The organism is Burkholderia sp. 9775_39, from assembly GCF_015712225.1.
GTDB lineage: Bacteria > Pseudomonadota > Gammaproteobacteria > Burkholderiales > Burkholderiaceae > Burkholderia > Burkholderia cenocepacia.
On record NZ_JACCQC010000026.1, the window covers coordinates 19569 to 39044 of the forward strand.

The window sequence follows — 19476 nt, forward strand, 5'->3', positions numbered from 1 at the left end:
AGCCGTTGGTTCGAACTACTGAGCTTTCGATCAGGAATCTTTTCGTGACTTGTCGCGCCCCCGCGCAATCGGTCGAAAATGCCGGGCGCGTATTTATTTCCGCATTCTGGTATCCGAAAAAAGCTGCGCCGACCTATCGAAATACCGGCGCCCAGAAACGGACAATGGGCACCAGCGTGCCCAAATAAACGCGTTTTCTCTACCCCGTGTTTTTACGAATTTTTATTTTGTTTATCTAAACAAAAGGCGATTGATTCGATTTTTATACGGAATCCGGCAGCGTGAATGCGATTCGCCATTACGGCTGTTTCGGCAGCTCGACATACTCCTCGAGCTCGCCCGCGATATAAAGCCGCTTGCCGATGCGCGGGTATTCGCACACGTCGTGCTCGAGCCGCTGGCCGCCGACGAGCAGCTCCAGCGGCGCATCGCCGGTGTTCTGCACCGTATGCGCGTCACCGCCGCGCGGAAAGCCGATGAAATCGCCGGGCCCGATTTCGCTGGCGTGCTCGCCGATCGTCACCGCGCCGGTGCCGGACAGCACGTACACGAATTCCTCTTCGTACAGGTGGCGGTGATATTCGGCCGATTCGTGACCAGGCATCAGCGTGAGCAGGTGAACGCCGAATTGCGTCAGCCCGGTCAGGTCGCTGAGCGGGCGCTTGAGACGAACGGCATTGGGATTGAGCGAATGCACCGCGCGCGTCGGTTCCATCTTCGCGATATCGGCGGCCTTCAGCAGTTCCCGGGGAAAGGGAGTCGACATGGGGATCTCGCAAGCGTGAATGCTTCGGTTGAACGCAGCGCCGGCGCGGCGCGCGCAGCGGCCATTGTCCGACATTTTCACGCTGGCAAGGGCGCGCCGAAGCGCACCCGGCGACGCAGTCAACGCGCGCAATCGGCCAGCAGGTTCGCCAGCACCGACGCGCCTTGCGCGAGGTGCACCGGATCGGCATCTTCCGCTTCGTTGTGGCTGAGCCCGGCCTTGCACGGCACGAACACCATCGCGGACGGCGCGACGTATGACAGGTTCACCGCGTCGTGCCCCGCGCCGCTGCACATCTCCAGGTATGGATAGCCGGCGGCGGCCGTCGCCTGCCGCACGCGCGCGACGCAGTCCGCATCGAACACCACCGGCGCGTATTCGGCGATCGTCTGGACCTGCACGCGCGTGCCACGCAGCGCGGTGCGCTCCATGCAGATCGCCTCGATATCGGCGACGAGTTGCTGCAACGCCGGCCGCGACGGGTGGCGCACGTCGACGCTGAAGCGCACCTTGCCCGGTATCGTGCTCGGTGAATTCGGCTGGCACGCGACATGGCCGACGGTCACGCGCGCGTCGGCATCGAACGCATGGCCGTGCGCGACGATCGCGGCGATCATCGCGGCCGCCACGCCCATCGCGTCGCGGCGCACGCTCATCGGCGTCGTGCCCGCATGCGACTCGAAGCCGGTCACCGTGACGTCGAGCTCGTAGATGCCCTGCACCCCCGTCACGACGCCGATCGGCAAGCCGGCCTGCTCCAGCACCGGCCCCTGCTCGATATGCGCTTCGAAATACGCTTTCGGCATCTGTCGCTCGTGCGCAGGGCCGGCGAAACCGGTGCGTTCGAGTTCGTCGCGCAGCAGCACGCCCGTCTGCATGCACGGGCGCGCCAGTGCGTAGTCGAGATCGAGCGCGCCTGCATAGACGGCCGAGCCCATCATGCCCGGCGTGAAGCGCGAGCCCTCCTCATTGGTCCACGCGACGACGTCGATCGGGTGCCGCGTCGCGATGCCGTGCTCGTTCAGCGTGCGGATCGCCTCGAGGCCCGCGAGCACGCCATAGACGCCGTCGAAGCGGCCGCCGAGCGGCTGGGTGTCGAGATGGCTGCCGCACATCACGGCCGGCAAGCCGGGCTGCGTGCCGGGCCGGCGCGCGAACACGTTGCCGATCGGATCGATGCGGATCTCGCAGCCCGCGGCCTCGCACCATGCGATGAAGCGGCGCCGGCCTTGCGCATCGTCGTCACTCAGCGCGAGCCGGCAACTGCCGCCGTGCGCGGTCGCGCCGATCGTCGCCATCTCCATCAGCGAATCCCACAGTCTCTGCTGGTTCACGCGCATCATCGTCGCCGCTCCTGAAAAGCACCGAGCATATACACTCGATCCAATAAGAAAAATCCAAGATTTCGTTGTGGACGATAATTTTTACTTGTCACCCGGCGTTCCATCCGGAACCCCGTGCTTTCTTTCTCACTGGATCGCTCGCCCATGAAGCTCAAGCAACTCGATGCGTTTCTCGCGGTCGCCGAGCATCGCACCATTCGCGGTGCGGCGCGTGCGCTCGGCGTCACGCAGCCGGCCGTCAGCGGCATCGTGCGCGAGCTCGAACACGAGCTGGGCGTGCCGCTCGTCGTGCGCAGCGTCAAGGGGATCGCGCTGACCGATTACGGCAGCGCATTCGCGATTCGCGCGCGGCTGATCGTCGAGGAGATCCAGCGCACGCGCGACGAGATCGAGCAGTTGCGGCTGGGCACGACCGGCTCGGTATCGATCGCGGTCAGCCCGACCGTCGCGTTGACGATCCTGCCGCGCGCGTTCGCGGCCTTCACGCGCGACCTGCCCGGCGCGACGCTGAACGTCGACGATGCACTGACCGCGACGGACCTCGCGCGGCTGCGCGACGGCTCGCTCGACTTCATCGTCACGCATCAGCTGTCGAACGCGCTGCCGGACCCGGACGAATTCGCGAGCATTCCATTGTTCCGCACGGCGTTCGCGGTCGTCGCGCGAAGCCGGCATCGGCTCGCGCGGGCCCGCTCGTTGCGCGAGCTCGTCGATGCGCACTGGTGCGTGCCGCGCTACGGCGAAGGCGGCGACGACCTGATCCGCTCGATCTTCATGCCGTTCGGCCTCGACGTGCCGAAACGCGTGGTGCACTGCCCGTCGTTTGCCGCGACGCTCGGGCTCGTGTCGCAGACGGAGGCGCTCGGCGTGTTCGCGCGGCCGCTCGCCGACGTCGAACGCCAGTCGCGCGGGATCGTCGCGTTGAATCTCGCCGAGCCGATGCCGGCGCTGACGGTCGCGATCGTGATGCGGCGGCATGCGTTGCTGACGCCGGCCGCGCTGCACTTCATCGAGTGCCTGAAGGGTGCGTCCGCAACCGTGTCGGCCGCGGACGACGCGTGACGCTCACCCCACGTGCACACCGCGCAGCTTCGTCAGCAACGCGACGAGACGATCGATGTGCGCGTCCTCGGTGCGCCACGACGACACGCTGATCCGGAACGCCGGCCGCCCCTGCCACACGGTCGCGCCGAACCACACGTCGCCCGACGCCTGCGCGGCTTCGAGGATCGCCGTCGTTTCCTCGTCGGTGCCGGCGCGCACGAGCACCTGGTTCAGCACGACGCGGTTCAGCACGTCGTAGCCGGCCGCACGCAGGCCGTCAGCGACCCGCGCCGCCTGCGCGCAATGCCGCTCGACCATCGTCGCGACGCCGGCGCGGCCGAGCGAACGCAGCGCGGCCCACACGGGAATGCCGCGCGCGCGTCGCGAGAATTCGAGGTTCAGGTTCTTCTGCGCATCGTGCGCGCCGTTCAGGTAGACGGCGTCGCTGTTCATCGCGGTGGCGAGCGCGGCCGCGTCGCGACAGATCACCATCGCGCCGTCGTACGGCGTGTTGAGCCATTTGTGACCGTCGGTCGTCCAGCTGTCCGCGCCGTCGATGCCGTCCGTCAGCGCGCGCTTCGACGACGCGCGCGCCCACAGGCCGAACGCGCCGTCGACGTGCACCCACGCGCCGGCCGCCTTCGCGGGCGGAATCAACGCCGCGAACGGATCGAATTCGCCGGTGTTCACTTCGCCCGCTTGCACGCAGAAAATGGTCATGTCGTCGAGCGGCGGCAACTGCGCCGGGTCGATCCTGCCATGCGTATCGACCGGCGCGACGACGATGCGCTTCATCCCGAAGCCGAGCACGCGCAGCGCCTTCTTCACCGTGATGTGCGCGAGCGCGGAGATCACGACTTTCACTTCCGGCGCGCCGATCAGCCCGTCCTCGTCGATATCCCAGCCCTTGCGCGCCAGCAGCGCGCGCCGCGCGGCCACCAGCGCGACGAGCGTGCAGGCCGTCGCGCTTGTGCCGAAGCCGACCGCGCTGCCTTCGGGCAACCCGAGCGCATCGACGACCCAGCGCGCGGCCTGGCGCTCGAGCGTCGCGGCCGCCGGCGAATTCGCATACGACGACGCGCACTGGTCCCACGCGAGCATCAGCCGCTCGGCCGCCGCCGCGGCCGGCAGCGTCGCGCCGATCACGAAGCCGAAGTAGTTCGGGCCGTTCGATGCGACCGTCGCGGGCGTGCCGTGCTCGTCGAGCAGGCGCAGCACGTGGTCGGCCGGGCGGCCTGCATCGGGCAGCGGCTCGTCGAATGCGGCGAGGCCGGCGAGTGCGGCCGCGTCGGGAAACGCGCGCCGCTCGTTCGTCGCAGCCAGATACGCGTGCGCGCGCCGGTCGGCGTCGGCCAGCAGGGAAAGTTCGTCCATGTCGGTTGCCTCGGTCAGGGTCAGAGTTGCGAGAGATCGCGGCCGAGCCGCTGCAGCGCGCCGTCGATCCGCTTGTAGTACGTGAACTTGCCGACGCGGGTCGCCTGCACGAGCCCGGCATCCGCGAGGATGCGCATGTGGCGCGTGGTCGTGGCCGGCGCGATGCCGAGCTTCTCGGTGATGTACGTGCAGCACACGCCGAGCGCGTCGACGTCGCCATGCGGCTGCGGCGGGAAATGCTTGCGCGGTTGCCTGAGCCAGCGCATCACGGCCAGACGGCTTTCGTTGGCGAGCGCGCTGAGGCGGGTGACGTCGTCCATAAGGGTGCGGATTCGTTTAACGTTTTGAATATTAGCTAAATGACGAAATGTGGGCAATGCAGTCGAAGCGGGATTTCGACGCATGACGACGTTCGCCGGCATGCACTGTCGCACATTCGATGTGATCGCAGCGAGATCGCCGCTTCAACCGCTCGAAGCGCGTCAGGCAACGTGCTTCAGGCCAGCGCCTGTGCCAGCCTGTCGATCAACGCCCGCACACGCCGCGGCTGCGCCGCACGCCCCGGATAGACGATCTGCAGATCGACTTCGCCCGGCGAGAAGTCTCGAAGGATCTCGACGAGCGCGCCCGACGCCAGATCGCGCTCGACGTCGACCAGCGACTTCAGCGCGATGCCGTGCCCCGCGATGCACCACGCGCGCACGAGCGCCCCGTCGTTGGCGACGCGCCGGCCGCGCACCACCACGCGCTTCAATACGCCGTCGATGCCGAACGGCCATTCGGCATACAGCTCCTGGCCGAAGCGCATCACGATGCAGTCGTGCGCGGCGAGTTCGTCCGGGTGCATTGGCGTGCCGTGTGCGGCGAGATACGCGGGCGACGCGCACACCACGCGCCGCGCACGGCCGAGCGAACGGCTGCGCAACGAACTGTCGGCCAGCGTGCCGCGGCGGATCGCGAAATCGAGCCCCTGCCCGACGAGGTCGACATACCCGTCGCCGAGATGCAGGTCGACCGTCACGCCCGGATGGTCGGCCAGGAATGCGTCGACGACGGGCACGACGCGCTCGCGCCCGAGATCGGCCGGCGCACTGAGCCGCACCGGCCCCGACAGCGTCTGCACGCCCAGCCGCACGCGGCTTTCGAGTTCGTCGGCCTCGGCCAGCAGGCGTCGCGCGCCGTCCACCAGCGTGCGGCCCTCGTCGGTCAGGCTGATCGCGCGCGTCGTGCGCGTGAGCAGCGCCGCGCCGTAGTGACGCTCGAGCGCCGTCAGCCGCTCGGACACCGTGGCCGGCGACAGACCGACCTCGCGCCCCGCGGCGGCCAGCCCGCCCTTCTCCACGATGCGCAGGAACAGCGCGAGGTTGTCGAGCAGCATTGTTCGCTCCTTCCGAAGGATATTTTCGCCATCTTCTGGATTATCCGGGAAAGGCGCAAACGGTACATTGATCGCCTGACGATCGATCCGCGGCCGCGCCGCGCCCATACGACGAAAGGAAACGCAGATGGAATACCGCACGCTCGGCCGCTCCGGCCTCCAGGTCCCCGTACTGAGCTTCGGCGCCGGCACCTTCGGCGGCACCGGCCCGCTGTTCAGTGCATGGGGCAATACCGGCGTCGACGAAGCGCGCCGCCTGATCGACATCTGCCTCGACGCCGGCGTCAACCTGTTCGACACGGCCGACGTGTATTCCGACGGCGCGTCCGAGCGGGTGCTCGGCGCCGCGCTCAAGGGGCGCCGCGACCAGGTGCTGATCTCGACCAAGACGGGCCTGCCGACCGGCGACGGCCCGAACGACGCCGGCACGTCGCGCGCACGGCTGGTGCGCGCCGTCGACGACGCGCTGCGCCGGCTCGACACCGACTACATCGACCTGCTGCAACTCCATGCGTTCGACGCCGGCACGCCGGTCGAGGAAGTGATGTCGACGCTCAACGATCTCGTGCGCGCGGGCAAGCTGCGCTACATCGGCGTGTCGAATTTCGCCGGCTGGCAGATCATGAAGTCGCTCGCGGCGGCCGACCGGCATGGCTGGTCGCGCTACGTGGCGAACCAGGTGTACTACTCGCTCGTCGGCCGCGACTACGAATGGGACCTGATGCCGCTCGGCGCGGACCAGGGCCTCGGCGCGCTGGTGTGGAGCCCGCTCGGCTGGGGCCGGCTCACCGGCAAGATCCGGCGCAATGCGCCGCTGCCCGAAGGCAGCCGGCTGCATGAAACGGCCAGCTACGGGCCGCCGGTCGACGACGCGCGCCTGTACGACGTGGTCGATGCGCTCGATGCGATCGCGGAGGAAACCGGCAAGACGGTGCCGCAGATCGCATTGAACTGGCTGCTGCAGCGGCCGACCGTGTCGTCGGTGATCGTCGGCGCGCGCAACGAGGAACAGTTGCGGCAGAACCTCGGCGCGGTCGGCTGGACGCTGACCGATGCGCAGGTCGCGAAGCTGGACGCGGCGAGCGCGGTCGAAGCGCCGTATCCGTACTTCCCGTATCGTCGGCAGGCGGCGTTCGCGCGGCTCAATCCGCCGATGCGCGGGTAAGCCGCACAGGCATCACGGTCAGGCCGGCACGCGTGCCGCGCCGAGCCGCACGACCTTGTCGGTCGGCCCGATGACCGAGCGCCGGTGCGTGATCGCGATCACCGTGACGTCACGGGCCAGCAGCCGCACGTGCGCCATGATGTCGCGCTCGGTGGCTTCGTCGAGCGCGGAACTCGCCTCGTCGAGAAACAGCACGGTCGGATTACCGTACAGCGCGCGGGCGATCGCGATGCGCTGGCGCTCGCCGCCGGACAGTTTCAGTCCGCGCTCGCCGACCGTCGTGCGGAACCCGTCCGGCAAGCCGTCGATGAACGGCAGGATCGCGGCCTTCGCGGCCGCGTCGCGCAGGCGCTGCGCATCGCGCGGGCGGCCGAGCAGGACGTTGTCCTCCAGGCTGTCGTTCAGCAGCACGACGTCCTGCGGCACGACCGCCACCGCGCCGTACCAGTCGGCGCGATCGATCGTCGCGAGATCGACGCCGTCGACCAGAATGCGGCCGTCGGTCGGCTCGATCGATTTCAGCGCCAGCTTGAAGACGGTCGACTTCCCGGCGCCGGTTTCGCCGACGACGAACGTGATGCCGCCGCGCTCGGCCACGAAATCGACGTCGCGCACGCCGCGTCCGTTGCCGTACGCATAGCCGACGCGCTCGAACACGATGCGCCCGTCGCGCGGCGCGAACGCCGACGCGTGCGACACCTGCCGCTCCTCGGGCGCCGTCCACAGCGCCGCGAACGGCACGAGCGCCGCGCGGGAACGCGCACTCTCGTCGATCGAGCGCGCGAGCATGTCGAACGGCAGGTTCAGTTGCAGCAGCAGCGTATTGAACAGCACGATGTCGCCGATCGACAGCGCGCCGGCCGCATGACGCGGCAACAGCAGCCAGAACGTGACGGAGAACTGGATCGCGAGGCCGAGCCCCAGCAGCGCGAGAAAGCCGACATGCTGCATCACGTACGCGCGCCAGTTGTCGCGTTCGGCGCGCGCCTTCTCCGCGAAACGCTCGCTCATCCAGCGATGGCTGCCGAAATGCCGGAGCGTTTCCATCGCGTTGATCGCGCCGCCGACGAACCGCGCATTCTCCTGCCCGGCCTCGATCGCGCGATCGAGGTACACCCGCGAGCGCCGCGCGGACACGATCGCGATCGTCACCGCGATCGCGCCATACGCAGCGGTGATGGCCGCCACTTCGAGGTTGATCAGTGCGCCCAGCGTGACGAGCGTGAAGACGATCTGCAGCGCGCCGGGGATCAAGTCCATCAGCGCCAACTGCACCAGCACCGACAGCGCCCGGCTCCCGCGCGTGTTCGCGCTCTGGATTTCCGCCGGATTGTGCTCGACGAAGAACGCCGTGGTCTTCTTCAGGATGCGTTCGAAAAAGCGCGTGCTGGTGATGAATCCGAGATTCCCGGCACTCATGAAGGCAAGGTACTGCACGACGCGTTGCAGCGCGCTGGACAGGCCCAGCAGCACCGCGTAGACCACGAAGCCCGCCATGAGCGCGTGCGGCGCGCCGCGATGCGACAGCGCGTCGATCAGGCGCGAGAACAGATAGGGCGCGGCGACGGCGGTGACGCTCGATAGAACGACGACAGCTGCGACCGTCAGCAGCATCCGGCGATCGGCCTTCCAGTAGGCGCGCAGCACCTCGGTGATCGGATTCGGCGCGTGGTGTTCGTTCATGGCGCGAGAAGCGGGGTGCGGCCCGGACGGCGACTGACGGCCGAAAAGTCTAGCAGAGTGAAAGGCTGCGCGTTGAGGCGTCCGGGGCGCGTGACGGCAGCGATGGCCGCCAACCGGCCGCCCCGAGGACACTCCACGCTCCCTTCAATCGTCTTTTATAGCCTGACGGACACAGTGCGTGCCGGGTCGCTGCGCAAGGGCTACGGCGCCAAGCCGCAACTCACGGCGAAGAAAACCGACGTCCGCCGATTCAGTCCACCGGCTCGCGCCCCGGCCGCGCTCACCCCAGCGGCCGCGCCTTGATCCACAGAAACAGCGGCACGCGCGCCCACTGCTTCAGCTGATCCGTGTCGGCATGATCGGGCGGCGGCTCGCGCAGCGACACGATCGCGAACCTGGCCGCCTCCAGCGCCTCCATGTACGCCTGCAGCGGCAGCGACCAGCCCGCGAAGTGCATCGACAGCCCGTCGCGCGTTTCCACGCCGTCGAAATGCTCGCGCCCGAAATAGCTGCCCGTCAGCACGAACGGCGCATCGGGCTGCGGCCCGGCAAAGCCGCCGCGATCGCGGAACGGATGCACGAGCGAGATGAACAGCGTGCCGTCCGGCTTCAGCACGCGGCGCGCCTCGCGTAAGGCGCCCTGCATGTCGTCGAGGTCCATCAGCACGTTGTACGCCATCACGAGATCGAAGCTGGCCGCGTCGAACGGCAGCGCCGCCGCGTCCGCCAGTCGATAGCGATGCGCGGAATCCGCGTGGCGCGCGGCGTCGAGCATCGCGGGCACCGCGTCGCTCGCGGTCACGTCGTAGCCGAGCGCCTTCAGTTCGCGGCTCACGCGGCCTTCGCCGCAGCCGATCTCCAGCGCGACGCCGGTGCCGCGCCCGATGTAGGCCGCGAGCCCCGCGCGATATTTCCAGAACGCATCGTGGCCCGGCTTGCCGGCCCAGTCGATCCATTGGTCGGCGACCCGCGTCCAGTGTGCGGTAATGGCTTTCGTGTCGGTCATGCGTACTCCCGCCCGGTATGCGTCGTTGGCTCAGGATGCGCATGGTAAGCCGAAGCGGCGACCCGTGTGCACCGATTAGCCGTTTGGCCAGTTTCCGTTTCCGGTCACGACGTTCTACAGTTACGAGGAAACCAGCCATGCCGCCGCGTCGCCCCGCTCGACGATGCGCACCGATTCCGAGGAAAGCCGATGCCGAGTATCTTCGCCGCGCCCGCCGACGCCCCGCCCAGCCCCGTCGCGGCGGAAACGCGCATGGTGCACGACGTGGCGACGCTGAAGCCGTCCGACTACCGCTCGGCGGACGGCGCGTCGTGGGTCATCTCGACCATCACGCCGGCCGCGGACAGCGGCGCACGCGTCACGGGCAATACGTATTTCGACACCGCGAAAGGCCAGACCGTCCCGGTACCCGACGCGCGCCGACGCTATGCGAATCGCGGCACGTGGCAGGTCGTCGCGAGTTCGAGCCCGGCAGTGCCCGCGGCGGGCCGCTACGACTGGCTCACGCTCGCGTGGCTGCCGATCAACCGGCGGCCGCTGCCGCAAACGCCCGAGCATCTGTATTCGCCGTTCATTCGCGGCGGCACGATCGTCTATCGGTGGAATCCGTCCGCGGAAGGCGGCGAGCAGTTCGGCAACGTGCGGATGATCTTTCCGGCGTGGACGCAGCAGGTGGCCGATGCGTTGCGGTCCGCGCCCGCCGCGGTGCAGGACGGCACGTCGTCGGCCCCGCAACCGGCGCTCGACCGCCTGAAAGCCGACACGAACCCGATGACCGCCGTGCTCGACTTCGGCGATGCGCTGCGCGACGAACCGGTGGAACGGATCGTTGCACGGCTGCCCGCGCTGCTGCGGGTGACGGACCGGCATGAACTGTCGGCGATCGTGTTCCTGTGCCTGTCCGCAGCGCGCGACGAAGACCGGCCGCGCTTCGTCGAAACGATCAACGCGACGATCGCGGGCACCGACGACCGCACCCGCCTGCTGGCGATCGCCTATGGCGCGTTCGCGGCGGGGCGGACGCAACCGGTTCCATTTCGCGACAGGACGCTGAATGCGCTCATCGACGATGTATTCGGTGCGCTGAAACAGCGGACGGCGGCGCTTGGCGTACCGGTCGCGCAAGGGTCGCCGTGGTACGAGTTCTTTACCGCGTATCGGCTTGGCGGCGCAGGTTCAGGCAAAGCCCCGTAACGCAGGGCCTCGCGCGTGCGAACGAAACGAACGGCGGACGAACGGGGAACGCAGGGCGCGACGGCGGCCATCTGCGTCCTCGTTCATGTCACGCGTGAGTGAATGCCCTGTGCTCGCATCCGGCAGCGTTCCTGTTCCGTTGAATCAGCCGATATGCACCGTGCGGCCGCGCCCACCGACCGCCACAACGCATTCACGCGCGCATGCATGACGCTGAAAAAGCGGCCGCTCGCGAGCGGAGCGGCCGTCAAGGAGAGATCCCTATGCGGGATACCGGCGGACACCACACCAGACCGGCCTGCGTATTGTTGATGAACGACATGCCGCTGACCATCAGACCGGTCCGATTCGCTGCATATCGGCGTGAACATCACGCAGTCCTGAGCTACGCGCGGACCTGTCACGATCCGCAACACGCCGTTACGTTCTCGGCGGGAACCCCCATACGCGGCAACCGGTCGAAACGCCGCACGACCGTCGACGGCCTGAATGCCGCGGCGGACCATCCGCTCACCTGCCCCGCTCGATTACGTCCATTCTTCCTATTTCATGCTGAGCATCGGTCCCTTCTCGATCCGCGTCGTCGCGGTCGCCGTCGCCGCGCTGCTGGCGTGGCTCGTCGCGCGCGTCATCCAGCGCCGTCCGCCCGACGGGCATCACAAGACCGCGTCGAGCCTGATCCTCGACGTGCTGCTGCTCGGGTTGATCGCCGCGCGCGTCGGTTATGTCGCGCAATGGTGGCCGGACTATGCGGCGTCGCCGCGCGCGATCGTCGCGCTCGGCGATGGCGGCTTCGACGCGCGCATCGGTATCGCGGCCGGGCTGGTGTTCGCCGGCTGGCGCTTGCGTCGCCTGCCGGCGCTGCGTCGGCCGGTGCTGGCCGGCATCGTCGCCGGCCTCGGTGCGTGGGGCATCGCGCAAGGCACGCTGGCGACGCTGCAGCGCGGCGCGCCGCCGCTTGCCGCGATGCCGCTCCAGGCACTCGATTCAACGCCCGTGTTGCCGGCGGGCTTCGTCGGCAAGCCGGTCGTCGTGAACCTGTGGGCGACGTGGTGCGCGCCGTGCCGCCGCGAGATGCCGATCCTCGAACAGGCTCAGCGCGACCATCCGGGCATCACGGTGCTGATGCTCAACCAGGGGGAAAACGCGCAAGCCGTGCGCGCGTTCCTCGAACAGCAGAGCCTGCGCTTCGATCACGTGCTGCTCGATCCTTCGCTGCACGCGATGCACGCGTATGGCTCGCGCGGGCTGCCGACCACGTTGTTCTTCAACGCGAAAGGCGAACTCGTCGAATCGCACATGGGCGAGCTGACCGCCGCGCGGCTGAAGGACACCGTCACGCAGCGCTTCGGGCAGTAACGCCCGGCGACGGACCGGCAGCGGCGCCGCGCCGCTTCGTCACATCCGCGCTTCGACCGCGGCCAGCCGGGCGGGCAAGTGTTCCCGCAGCGCATCGACGGCGGCGCGCACTTTCAGCGGCAGGTGCGGCGTCGCCGGCCACACCGCGTGGATCGGGTAGACGACGCCCGGCTGCGCCGGCAGCAGCTCCCGCAACGCGCCGCCGCGCAATGCGTCGCGCACCAGCCAGTACGGCAGCCACGCGACGCCGAGATCGGCAAGGGCGGCATCCATCAACGCGCGCAGGTCGTCGGACAGCAGCCGGACGGCGGGCTGCAATTCCACGCGCTCGCCGTCGACGAGAACGGGCCAGCGATGCACCTGGCCAAAGCGCGTATAAGCCAGCGCCTTGTGCTGCTCCAGTTCCCGCCAGGTTTGCGGTTCGCCGTATCGGCTCAGGTAGGCCGGCGACGCGCAGAACGCCATCCGGTGCTCGCCCAGCGCTCGCGCGACCAGTCCGCTGCTGTTCGGCAACGTGCCGATGCGCACCGCGAGATCGAAGCGCTCCTCGACCAGATCGACGGACCGGTCGCTGAAGGACAGCTCCAGATCGAGGTCCGGGTGCGCCTTCGCGACGTCGATCAGGATCGGCGCGACGCACAGATGGCCGAACAGCGTCGGCATCGACACGCGCAGCCGCCCTTTCATCTGCCACTTGCCGGTTTCGAGCAGTGCCTCGCCGGCCTGGATCTCGTCCATCGCGCGCAGGCAATGCTCGTAAAACAGCGAACCCTCGTCGGTCAGGCTCTGGCTGCGCGTCGTGCGGTGAAACAGCACGACGCCGAGCCGTTCCTCGAGGCGCGCGATGCTTTTGCCGACGGCCGAGCGCGTGATGTGCAGCTTCTCGGCGGCCTGCGCGAAGCTGCTCGCTTCCACCGCGGCGACGAACACGTCGATGCCTTTCAGGTTGTTTCGCATCCGATTAGGGACAAATACGCTACACAATGCGTCGATCTTATCGCTTTTGGCGATAAAAAGTGAATGATAGGATCGATTCCAGTCCTCGACATTCGCAAACGGAGTACGCACCATGGCCCGGATTCTCGTCCTCAAATCCAGCATCAACGGCAGCCAGTCGCATACCGGCACGCTGATCGATACGTTCCTCGCGCAGCGCAACGCCAACGGCCATGCCGACGACGTGATCGTGCGCGATCTCGTCGCCGACGCGCTGCCGGTGCTCGACAGCGAGCTGTTCCATGCGCTGCGCGGCGCGGAACACCCGAGCGAACGCGCGCGGCAGGCGATCGCGTTGTCCGACGCGTTGATCGCCGAACTCAAGGGCAGCGACCTGCTGTTGATCGGTGCGCCGATGTACAACCACAACGTGCCGACCCAGTTGAAGAACTGGTTCGACCTCGTCGCGCGGGCCCGCGTGACGTTCCGTTACACGGACACCTATCCGATGGGGCTCGTCGAAGGCGTCCGCGCGATCGTGTTCAGCACGCGCGGCGGCGTCCACGTCGGGCAGGCAACGGATGCGGTCACGCCGTACCTGCGCGCCGTGCTCGGCCTGATGGGTATCGCCGATGTGGAATTCGTCTATGCCGAAGGGCTGGACATGAAGCCGCACGGTTTCAACGCGGGACTGGAAAACGCGCGCCAGCAGATGGACGCGCTGCTCACATGACCGGAGCGGGCCGGCTGGCGGGCTGCGTGAGCCTGCCAGCCGGACGCCTGCGCCGGTCAAACAACGAGCCGGCGACCGTGCGCGCGCTGCGCGATGCCGGCCGCCGGTCTCCGTGCTTCACGCGATCAGAACTTGTGCCGAATCCCCGCATGCACCATCAGTTGCTTCGGCGTCGACGACAGATCGGCCGCCCCCGGGATGTACGCGTAATCGAGTGACGAGCCGGTCGCATCGCCGGCAATCCGCTGGTACGCGCCCATCAGATAGACGTCGGTGCGCCTGGACAACGCGTAGTCGGCCATCAGCCCGATCGAATGGATCTTCGGCTTCGCGCTGCCCGCGGTCGTGTCGTAACGCACGGTCGTATACACGTACTGCGCACCGACGAAGCACGCCGGCGTGAACTGATACTTGCCGTTCACTTCGAAGTTCTGGTACTTGATCGCCGCGACCGTGCCGCCGGCAAGCGGCCCCGTCACCGGCTCGATCGTCTCGTCGCCGAACAGGTAGCCGACGTTCGCGGTCGGCCGCGTGACGTGGCTGTTCGTATACGCGAACCCGACCGTCGCGGGCCCTGCGGTGTAGTTGATGCCCGCGCCGAAAATCCGCAATCGCGCCGACGCGAAGTTCGCGTCCGCGCCGACCGTCCCCGCACCCGCGATCGCACCGCCGGCCGTCGCGCCCGGGTTGTCCGCGTTCAGGAATGCAGCGCCGACCAGCAGGCCGCCGTGCTCATACTGCGCGCCGACGCTCCACTGACGGTTGTTCGCGAACCCGGTGTCGTTGCTGAAGCTGTACGTGCCGCCGAACGAGAAGCCAGCGAAATCCGGGCTCGCGTACTTGACCGTGTTGTTCACGCGGAACGTGTTGCCGGTATTGTCGTTGTCGAGCGGGTGCGAGAACGGGTAGACGCCCCAGCTACCGTTCGCGGTCGTCGGCGCAAGGTAATCGACGACCGAATCGTATTGCCGGCCGAGCGTGAGCGTGCCGAAGCGCGTGCTGCCCACGCCGACGTAAGCCTGCCGCCCGAACAGACGGCCACCCTGCGCGAGCGTGCCGCTGTTCACGTTGAAGCCGTTCTCGATCTGGAACAGCGCGCGGTAGCCGCCGCCGAGATCCTCGGTGCCCTTCAGCCCCCAGCGGCTGCCCTGCGCGAAGCCGCTCGCCATCTGCCACGCGCCGTGGCCGCCGACGTCGTTCGTATAGTCGATGCCCGCATCGACCAGCCCGTACAGCGTGACGCTGCTTTGCGCAAAGACCGGCGCGACGCAAAGTGCCGGCATCGCGACGAAAAACCATCTCCAGTTCATTCGTTTTCCTTATTTATATGTCGATCGTTGTGCCGTACCACACGGCGCAGTGCGCCTTACTTCGCGCCGTAGATGTCGAAGTCGAAGTACTTGCGGTTGATCCGCCGATACGTGCCGTTCTCGAGAATCGTCGCCAGTGCGCGGTTGAACGCATCGCGCAGGCCGGCATCCTGCTTGCGCAGACCGAGGCCGTCGCCCTGCCCGAAGTATTTCGCATCGTCGATCGGTGTGCCGGCGAACATGAAGTCCTTGCCCTGCGGCTTCTTCAGGAAGCCGTCGCTGGCCGCGATCGATGCCTGGAACGCCGCGTCGAGCCGCCCCGTCACGAGGTCGGCGTACACCTGGTCCTGGTTCTGATACGACTCGATCTGCACGCCGGCCGGCTGCCAGTTCGCGATCGCGTAGTCGGCCTGGGCGGAACCCTGCTCGACGCCGACGCGCTTGCCCTTCAGCGACGCGGCCGTCGGCAGCAGCGGCGAACCCTTGCGCGCGATCAGCCGCGCCGGCGCATTCGAGATCCGGTTCGTGAACGCGATCTGCTGCATCCGCTTCGGCGTGATCGTCATCGACGATGCGATGACGTCGAACTTGCGCGCGAGCAGCCCTGGAATCATCCCGTCGAAACTCGACTCGACCCACACGCAGCGCGCATGCAGCTCCGCGCACAACGCATTCGTGATGTCGATCCCGAAGCCGGTCAGCGTGCCGTCGGGCTGCTTGTATTCGAGCGGCGGATAGGTGGGATCGACCGCGAGGCGGATCTCCTTGCCCGTCCAGTCTTCCCCCTGCGCGCTCGCCGCGAGCGTCGTTGCCGTCAGCGCCACCGCGAGCGCCGCCATCCACTGTTTCATTGCCCGTCTCCTTTTGTCGTCGTTGAAGGTGAATCGATTCCGCGTGTCCGGCTCACGCGAGGTAGCGCTCCGCGAGCGCGATCCAGTAGCTCGCGCCCGTCGCGAGGCACGCGTCGTTGAAGTCGTAGCCGGGGTGATGCAGTCCGCAGCCGGCCGCGCCGCCGCCGTCTCCGTTGCCGATCGACAGATAGCTGCCCGGGCACGCGTCGAGCATGAACGCGAAATCCTCGCTCGCCGCGATCGGCCGCAGATGCGGGATCAGCGCGTCGTCGCCGCCCCATTCGCGGGCGACGTCCCGCGCGAACGCCGTTTCCGCCGCATGGTTGACGAGCACCGGATAGCCGTAGCGATAGTCGATCTCGGCCGTCGCGCCATAGCTGTCGGCGTGGCCGTGCACGATCGCGCGGATGCGCCGTTCGAGCAGCGCACGCACGTCCGGCGACAGCGCGCGCACGCTGAGTTCGAGATCCGCATGGGGCGGAATCACGTTCGACGCGGTGCCCGCGTGGATCGATCCGGTCGACACGATCGCCAGTTCCTGCGGATTCACGTTGCGCGACACGACCGTCTGCAGCGCCATCACGATCGACGCGCAGACGACCACCGGATCGATCGTCGTGTGCGGCGCCGCGCCGTGGCCGCCACGCCCGGTCACGCGCACGCGCACCTCGTCGGCCGACGCCATCGCGGGCCCGCCGCAGAAGCCGAGCACGCCGGCCGGCAGGCCCGGCACGTTGTGCATCGCGAATACGGCGTCGCACGGGAACCGCGTGAACAGCCCGTCGTCGAGCATCCGCTTCGCGCCGCCGAGCCCTTCCTCGGCCGGCTGGAAAATCAGGTTCAGCGTGCCGGTGAAGCGCCCGCGCTCGGCCAGGCAGCGGGCCGCCGCGAGCAGCATCGCCGTATGGCCGTCGTGGCCGCACGCGTGCATCACGCCGTCGCGCCGGCTCGCATGCGGCAGCCCGGTCGCCTCGCGGATCGGCAGTGCGTCCATGTCGGCGCGCAGCCCGAGCCGCTTCCCCGCGCCGCGCACGAGCGTGCCGACCACGCCGGTGCCGCCTAGACCGCGCGTCACCTGATAACCCCATGTTGTCAGGCAGTCGGCGACGAGCGCGCTCGTCGCGTGTTCCTCGAAACCCAGCTCCGGATGCGCGTGCAGCCGGCGGCGCAGCGCGATCATTTCCGCCTCGATGGTCGCCATTTCGGGCGCTATGCGTGCTCGATCCAACCCCGTTACTCCTCGACAGATACCGCGTGGCGACTGCCGGAATGGCAGATCGTGGGCGAAATCGTAGGCAGCGAAAAAGCCGGCGAACAGTCGCAGTTTCGTTATGATGACAACCTTTCGTTGTCGGTATTCATCCCATCACACGGTCCCGCCCCATGAGCACGATCAAGCTGCATCAGTTGCAGGCGCTCGTCGCGAGCGCCGAAGCCGGGAGCATCCGCGGCGCGGCGCGCACGCTCGGGCTGTCGCAGGCGGCCGTCACGCGCGCGCTGCGCGAGCTGGAAGCCAGCGAACGCCTGCCGTTGCTAGTGCGCGCCCCGGAAGGCATCGGCTTCACCGACTACGGGAAGACCTTGCTCACGCACGCGAAGCTCGTCCTCAAGCAGCTCGAGCATGCGCGGAGCGATCTCGAACGGATGCGCGGCCGCGTCGAGGGGCGGCTGAGCGTCGGCGTCACGCCGTGGCTGACGATGACGTTCCTCGCGGAAACCGTGCTGCAGTTTCGCGAGCGGATGCCCGACGTGCGCCTCGAACTCTACGAAGCGCTGATGGCCGTCGCGCAACCGCTGCTGCGCGACGGCAGCATGGATTTCGCGCTCGGCCACGTGCAGCCCGGCAGCGGCGCGCAGGAGTTCGCGTTCGAGCCGCTGCTGCGCTACGACACGTCGGTGATGGTGCGCGCCGGGCATCCGCGCGAACGCGCGACGTCGGTGCACGACCTGCTCGATTGCGACTGGGTGCTGAATTCGTCGGCCGACGGCCAGGCCGCGCTCATCGACTACCTGTTCACGCGGCACTGCGCGCGGATCGACGAGCGGCGCATCGTGCGCGCGCAATCGGTCGCGATGTTGCAGACGATGCTCGAGCAGGCCGGCATGTGCACGTGGTGCCCGACGATCCTCGCCGCGGTACCGCCGTTCGGCGAGCGGATGCGCGTGCTGCCGCTGAAGGAGACCTTCGAGCCGAGCGAGCTCGGCATCGTCACGCGCCGCAGCAGCACGCTCGGCGATGCGGCGCGGTGCTTCATCGACTGCCTGTTGCACGTGATCCGCCAGCATGCGCGCTCGGCGCGCAAGGAGGATCTCGCGCTGTTCCGCACGCTCACGCTGCTGATCTGACCACGCGCCCGGCACATGGCGGCGCGTCGGGCTCGAATCAGACTCGTCCGATAGGCCCGGCGATACGCGGCTCGTACACTCGGGCGCATGATTTCGCTGATCCAGTCCTCCTTCGATACGGCGCGCGATGCCGTCACGCATGTCGCGCGCCGCCCTTCGTTCCTGCGCAAGCTCGACATCGCGGTGCTCGTGCTCATCGTCGCGAGCGTGCTCGTCGTGATGGCCGACAGCGTGCAGGAACTGCACCAGCAATACGGCCACGCGCTCTACGCGGCCGAATGGGCGTTCACGCTGCTGTTTTCCGCCGAGTACCTGCTGCGCCTCTGCACCGCGAGGAAGCCGGTCGCGTATGCGCGCAGCTTCTTCGGCATCGTCGATCTCGTGTCGGTGCTGCCAACCTATCTCGCGTTCTTCTTTCCCGGCCTGCACGCGCTGATCGACGTGCGGCTGCTGCGTCTGCTGCGCGTGTTCCGCATCCTCGGGCTGTCGATCTATCTCGAGGAAGGGCAGATGCTGATCCGGGCGCTCACGCGCGCGCGGCGCAAGATCTTCGTGTTCATCGGCGGGATGTTCGTGCTCGTCGTGATTCTCGGCACCGTGATCTTTCTGGTCGAAGGGCCGGAGCACGGAATCACGAGCATTCCGGTAGGCGTCTACTGGGCGGCGGTGACGATGAGCACGACCGGCTACGGCGACCTGACACCCGTCACGCCGCTCGGCCGGCTGATCACATCGTGTGCGATCCTGCTCGGCTACGGGATCATCGCGTTTCCAACCGGGATCATGGGCGCGGAACTCGTTGCATCGGCGATGGAGCGCAACAGGGCGAACGCGCGGCCGGCCGACGGCGACGGGTCGTGCTGCCCGCATTGCGGCGGCACGCTCCCCGTGCAAGGTGCGGCGGATACTCATGCGCACGGCCGCGTGCCCGCCAAAGGCCGCGACGCGCGATAGCCGCGGCAAGAATAAGCCCTGTCCTATTTAGCTT

The 19476-nt window shown here is 67.9% G+C and carries 18 protein-coding genes; 7 read left to right on the plus strand and 11 right to left on the minus strand.

Annotated features, from left to right (window positions below):
• Positions 1-298: 298 nt before the first annotated feature.
• Positions 299-766 carry a cupin domain-containing protein gene (locus H0X90_RS27970; RefSeq protein WP_006488377.1) on the minus strand — a complete coding sequence of 156 codons (468 nt, stop codon included), beginning with the start codon at positions 764-766 and terminating at the stop codon, positions 299-301.
• A 119-nt stretch (positions 767-885) separates the two neighbouring features.
• A complete protein-coding gene (locus H0X90_RS27975; protein ID WP_077189260.1) occupies positions 886-2109 on the minus strand; it encodes a Zn-dependent hydrolase in 1224 nt (407 codons plus the stop codon).
• 144 nt (positions 2110-2253) lie between these two features.
• On the opposite strand from H0X90_RS27975, the gene H0X90_RS27980 reads away from it, so the two are divergent.
• On the plus strand, positions 2254-3171 hold the full coding sequence (locus H0X90_RS27980) for a LysR family transcriptional regulator (RefSeq protein WP_006494622.1): 918 nt from the start codon (positions 2254-2256) through the stop codon (positions 3169-3171).
• A 3-nt stretch (positions 3172-3174) separates the two neighbouring features.
• On the opposite strand, the gene H0X90_RS27985 is transcribed toward H0X90_RS27980, so the two are convergent.
• The 3 genes from H0X90_RS27985 to H0X90_RS27995 all read right to left on the minus strand — a co-directional run bounded on the left by H0X90_RS27985 (position 3175) and on the right by H0X90_RS27995 (position 5905).
• Complete coding sequence (locus tag H0X90_RS27985; RefSeq protein ID WP_077189261.1) at positions 3175-4527, minus strand: pyridoxal-dependent decarboxylase; 1353 nt, start codon at positions 4525-4527, stop codon at positions 3175-3177.
• A gap of 20 nt (positions 4528-4547) precedes the next feature.
• Complete coding sequence (locus H0X90_RS27990) at positions 4548-4847, minus strand: helix-turn-helix transcriptional regulator (protein WP_006494624.1); 300 nt, start codon at positions 4845-4847, stop codon at positions 4548-4550.
• A 176-nt stretch (positions 4848-5023) separates the two neighbouring features.
• Complete coding sequence (locus tag H0X90_RS27995; protein WP_006494625.1) at positions 5024-5905, minus strand: LysR family transcriptional regulator; 882 nt, start codon at positions 5903-5905, stop codon at positions 5024-5026.
• 127 nt (positions 5906-6032) lie between these two features.
• Here H0X90_RS27995 and H0X90_RS28000 point away from each other — a divergent pair, with 127 nt between their 5' ends.
• The gene (locus H0X90_RS28000; RefSeq protein ID WP_077189262.1) at positions 6033-7070 is read left to right on the plus strand and encodes an aldo/keto reductase; all 1038 of its coding nucleotides are present in this window, start codon (positions 6033-6035) and stop codon (positions 7068-7070) included.
• An 18-nt stretch (positions 7071-7088) separates the two neighbouring features.
• On the opposite strand, the gene H0X90_RS28005 is transcribed toward H0X90_RS28000, so the two are convergent.
• Together H0X90_RS28005 and H0X90_RS28010 are read right to left on the minus strand one after the other, a co-directional pair.
• The gene (locus tag H0X90_RS28005) at positions 7089-8885 is read right to left on the minus strand and encodes an ABC transporter ATP-binding protein (protein ID WP_227739718.1); all 1797 of its coding nucleotides are present in this window, start codon (positions 8883-8885) and stop codon (positions 7089-7091) included.
• Between the two features lie 148 nt (positions 8886-9033).
• Positions 9034-9759, minus strand: coding sequence for a class I SAM-dependent methyltransferase (locus H0X90_RS28010; protein WP_077189264.1), 726 nt, complete (start codon positions 9757-9759; stop codon positions 9034-9036).
• Positions 9760-9948: 189 nt separating this feature from the next.
• On the opposite strand from H0X90_RS28010, the gene H0X90_RS28015 reads away from it, so the two are divergent.
• A complete protein-coding gene (locus H0X90_RS28015) occupies positions 9949-10953 on the plus strand; it encodes a hypothetical protein (protein ID WP_077189265.1) in 1005 nt (334 codons plus the stop codon).
• Between the two features lie 549 nt (positions 10954-11502).
• On the plus strand, positions 11503-12312 hold the full coding sequence (locus H0X90_RS28020) for a TlpA disulfide reductase family protein (protein ID WP_102898645.1): 810 nt from the start codon (positions 11503-11505) through the stop codon (positions 12310-12312).
• A gap of 39 nt (positions 12313-12351) precedes the next feature.
• Here the strand turns inward: H0X90_RS28020 and H0X90_RS28025 are convergent, their stop codons facing one another.
• Entirely contained in the window at positions 12352-13269 is a 918-nt protein-coding gene (locus tag H0X90_RS28025; protein WP_077189266.1) for a LysR substrate-binding domain-containing protein, read from the minus strand.
• 112 nt (positions 13270-13381) lie between these two features.
• On the opposite strand from H0X90_RS28025, the gene H0X90_RS28030 reads away from it, so the two are divergent.
• The gene (locus H0X90_RS28030; RefSeq protein WP_077189267.1) at positions 13382-13981 is read left to right on the plus strand and encodes an FMN-dependent NADH-azoreductase; all 600 of its coding nucleotides are present in this window, start codon (positions 13382-13384) and stop codon (positions 13979-13981) included.
• Between the two features lie 125 nt (positions 13982-14106).
• Here H0X90_RS28030 and H0X90_RS28035 read toward each other — a convergent pair whose 3' ends face one another.
• Genes H0X90_RS28035 through H0X90_RS28045 form a run of 3 tightly spaced genes read right to left on the minus strand, consistent with a single transcriptional unit; the run spans position 14107 to position 17370 of the window.
• Positions 14107-15291: a porin gene (locus H0X90_RS28035; RefSeq protein ID WP_077189268.1), complete on the minus strand. Its 1185-nt coding sequence runs from the start codon at positions 15289-15291 to the stop codon at positions 14107-14109.
• Between the two features lie 56 nt (positions 15292-15347).
• The gene (locus H0X90_RS28040; RefSeq protein ID WP_077189269.1) at positions 15348-16142 is read right to left on the minus strand and encodes an ABC transporter substrate-binding protein; all 795 of its coding nucleotides are present in this window, start codon (positions 16140-16142) and stop codon (positions 15348-15350) included.
• A gap of 52 nt (positions 16143-16194) precedes the next feature.
• Positions 16195-17370: a M20 aminoacylase family protein gene (locus H0X90_RS28045; protein ID WP_077189270.1), complete on the minus strand. Its 1176-nt coding sequence runs from the start codon at positions 17368-17370 to the stop codon at positions 16195-16197.
• 155 nt (positions 17371-17525) lie between these two features.
• Between H0X90_RS28045 and H0X90_RS28050 the strand changes: the two genes are divergently transcribed.
• Both H0X90_RS28050 and H0X90_RS28055 read left to right on the plus strand, forming a co-directional pair.
• Positions 17526-18488 (plus strand): LysR substrate-binding domain-containing protein, encoded by a 963-nt coding sequence (locus tag H0X90_RS28050; RefSeq protein ID WP_102898646.1) that lies wholly within the window; start codon positions 17526-17528, stop codon positions 18486-18488.
• Positions 18489-18575: 87 nt separating this feature from the next.
• On the plus strand, positions 18576-19442 hold the full coding sequence (locus H0X90_RS28055; protein WP_077189272.1) for an ion transporter: 867 nt from the start codon (positions 18576-18578) through the stop codon (positions 19440-19442).
• Positions 19443-19476 lie beyond the last annotated feature (34 nt).

What these genes read in the sequence shown, in the direction of transcription:
- H0X90_RS27980 (WP_006494622.1), top strand. Translation starts at nt 2,254, where the DNA reads ATGAAGCTCAAGCAACTCGATGCGTTTCTCGCGGTCGCCGAGCATCGC.
- H0X90_RS28000 (WP_077189262.1), top strand. Translation starts at nt 6,033, where the DNA reads ATGGAATACCGCACGCTCGGCCGCTCCGGCCTCCAGGTCCCCGTACTG.
- H0X90_RS27990 (WP_006494624.1), bottom strand. Translation starts at nt 4,847, where the DNA reads ATGGACGACGTCACCCGCCTCAGCGCGCTCGCCAACGAAAGCCGTCTG.
- H0X90_RS27995 (WP_006494625.1), bottom strand. Translation starts at nt 5,905, where the DNA reads ATGCTGCTCGACAACCTCGCGCTGTTCCTGCGCATCGTGGAGAAGGGC.
- H0X90_RS27975 (WP_077189260.1), bottom strand. Translation starts at nt 2,109, where the DNA reads ATGATGCGCGTGAACCAGCAGAGACTGTGGGATTCGCTGATGGAGATG.
- H0X90_RS28015 (WP_077189265.1), top strand. Translation starts at nt 9,949, where the DNA reads ATGCCGAGTATCTTCGCCGCGCCCGCCGACGCCCCGCCCAGCCCCGTC.
- H0X90_RS28020 (WP_102898645.1), top strand. Translation starts at nt 11,503, where the DNA reads ATGCTGAGCATCGGTCCCTTCTCGATCCGCGTCGTCGCGGTCGCCGTC.
- H0X90_RS28040 (WP_077189269.1), bottom strand. Translation starts at nt 16,142, where the DNA reads ATGAAACAGTGGATGGCGGCGCTCGCGGTGGCGCTGACGGCAACGACG.
- H0X90_RS28055 (WP_077189272.1), top strand. Translation starts at nt 18,576, where the DNA reads ATGATTTCGCTGATCCAGTCCTCCTTCGATACGGCGCGCGATGCCGTC.
- H0X90_RS27970 (WP_006488377.1), bottom strand. Translation starts at nt 766, where the DNA reads ATGTCGACTCCCTTTCCCCGGGAACTGCTGAAGGCCGCCGATATCGCG.
- H0X90_RS28010 (WP_077189264.1), bottom strand. Translation starts at nt 9,759, where the DNA reads ATGACCGACACGAAAGCCATTACCGCACACTGGACGCGGGTCGCCGAC.
- H0X90_RS28030 (WP_077189267.1), top strand. Translation starts at nt 13,382, where the DNA reads ATGGCCCGGATTCTCGTCCTCAAATCCAGCATCAACGGCAGCCAGTCG.
- H0X90_RS28025 (WP_077189266.1), bottom strand. Translation starts at nt 13,269, where the DNA reads ATGCGAAACAACCTGAAAGGCATCGACGTGTTCGTCGCCGCGGTGGAA.
- H0X90_RS27985 (WP_077189261.1), bottom strand. Translation starts at nt 4,527, where the DNA reads ATGGACGAACTTTCCCTGCTGGCCGACGCCGACCGGCGCGCGCACGCG.
- H0X90_RS28035 (WP_077189268.1), bottom strand. Translation starts at nt 15,291, where the DNA reads ATGAACTGGAGATGGTTTTTCGTCGCGATGCCGGCACTTTGCGTCGCG.
- H0X90_RS28050 (WP_102898646.1), top strand. Translation starts at nt 17,526, where the DNA reads ATGAGCACGATCAAGCTGCATCAGTTGCAGGCGCTCGTCGCGAGCGCC.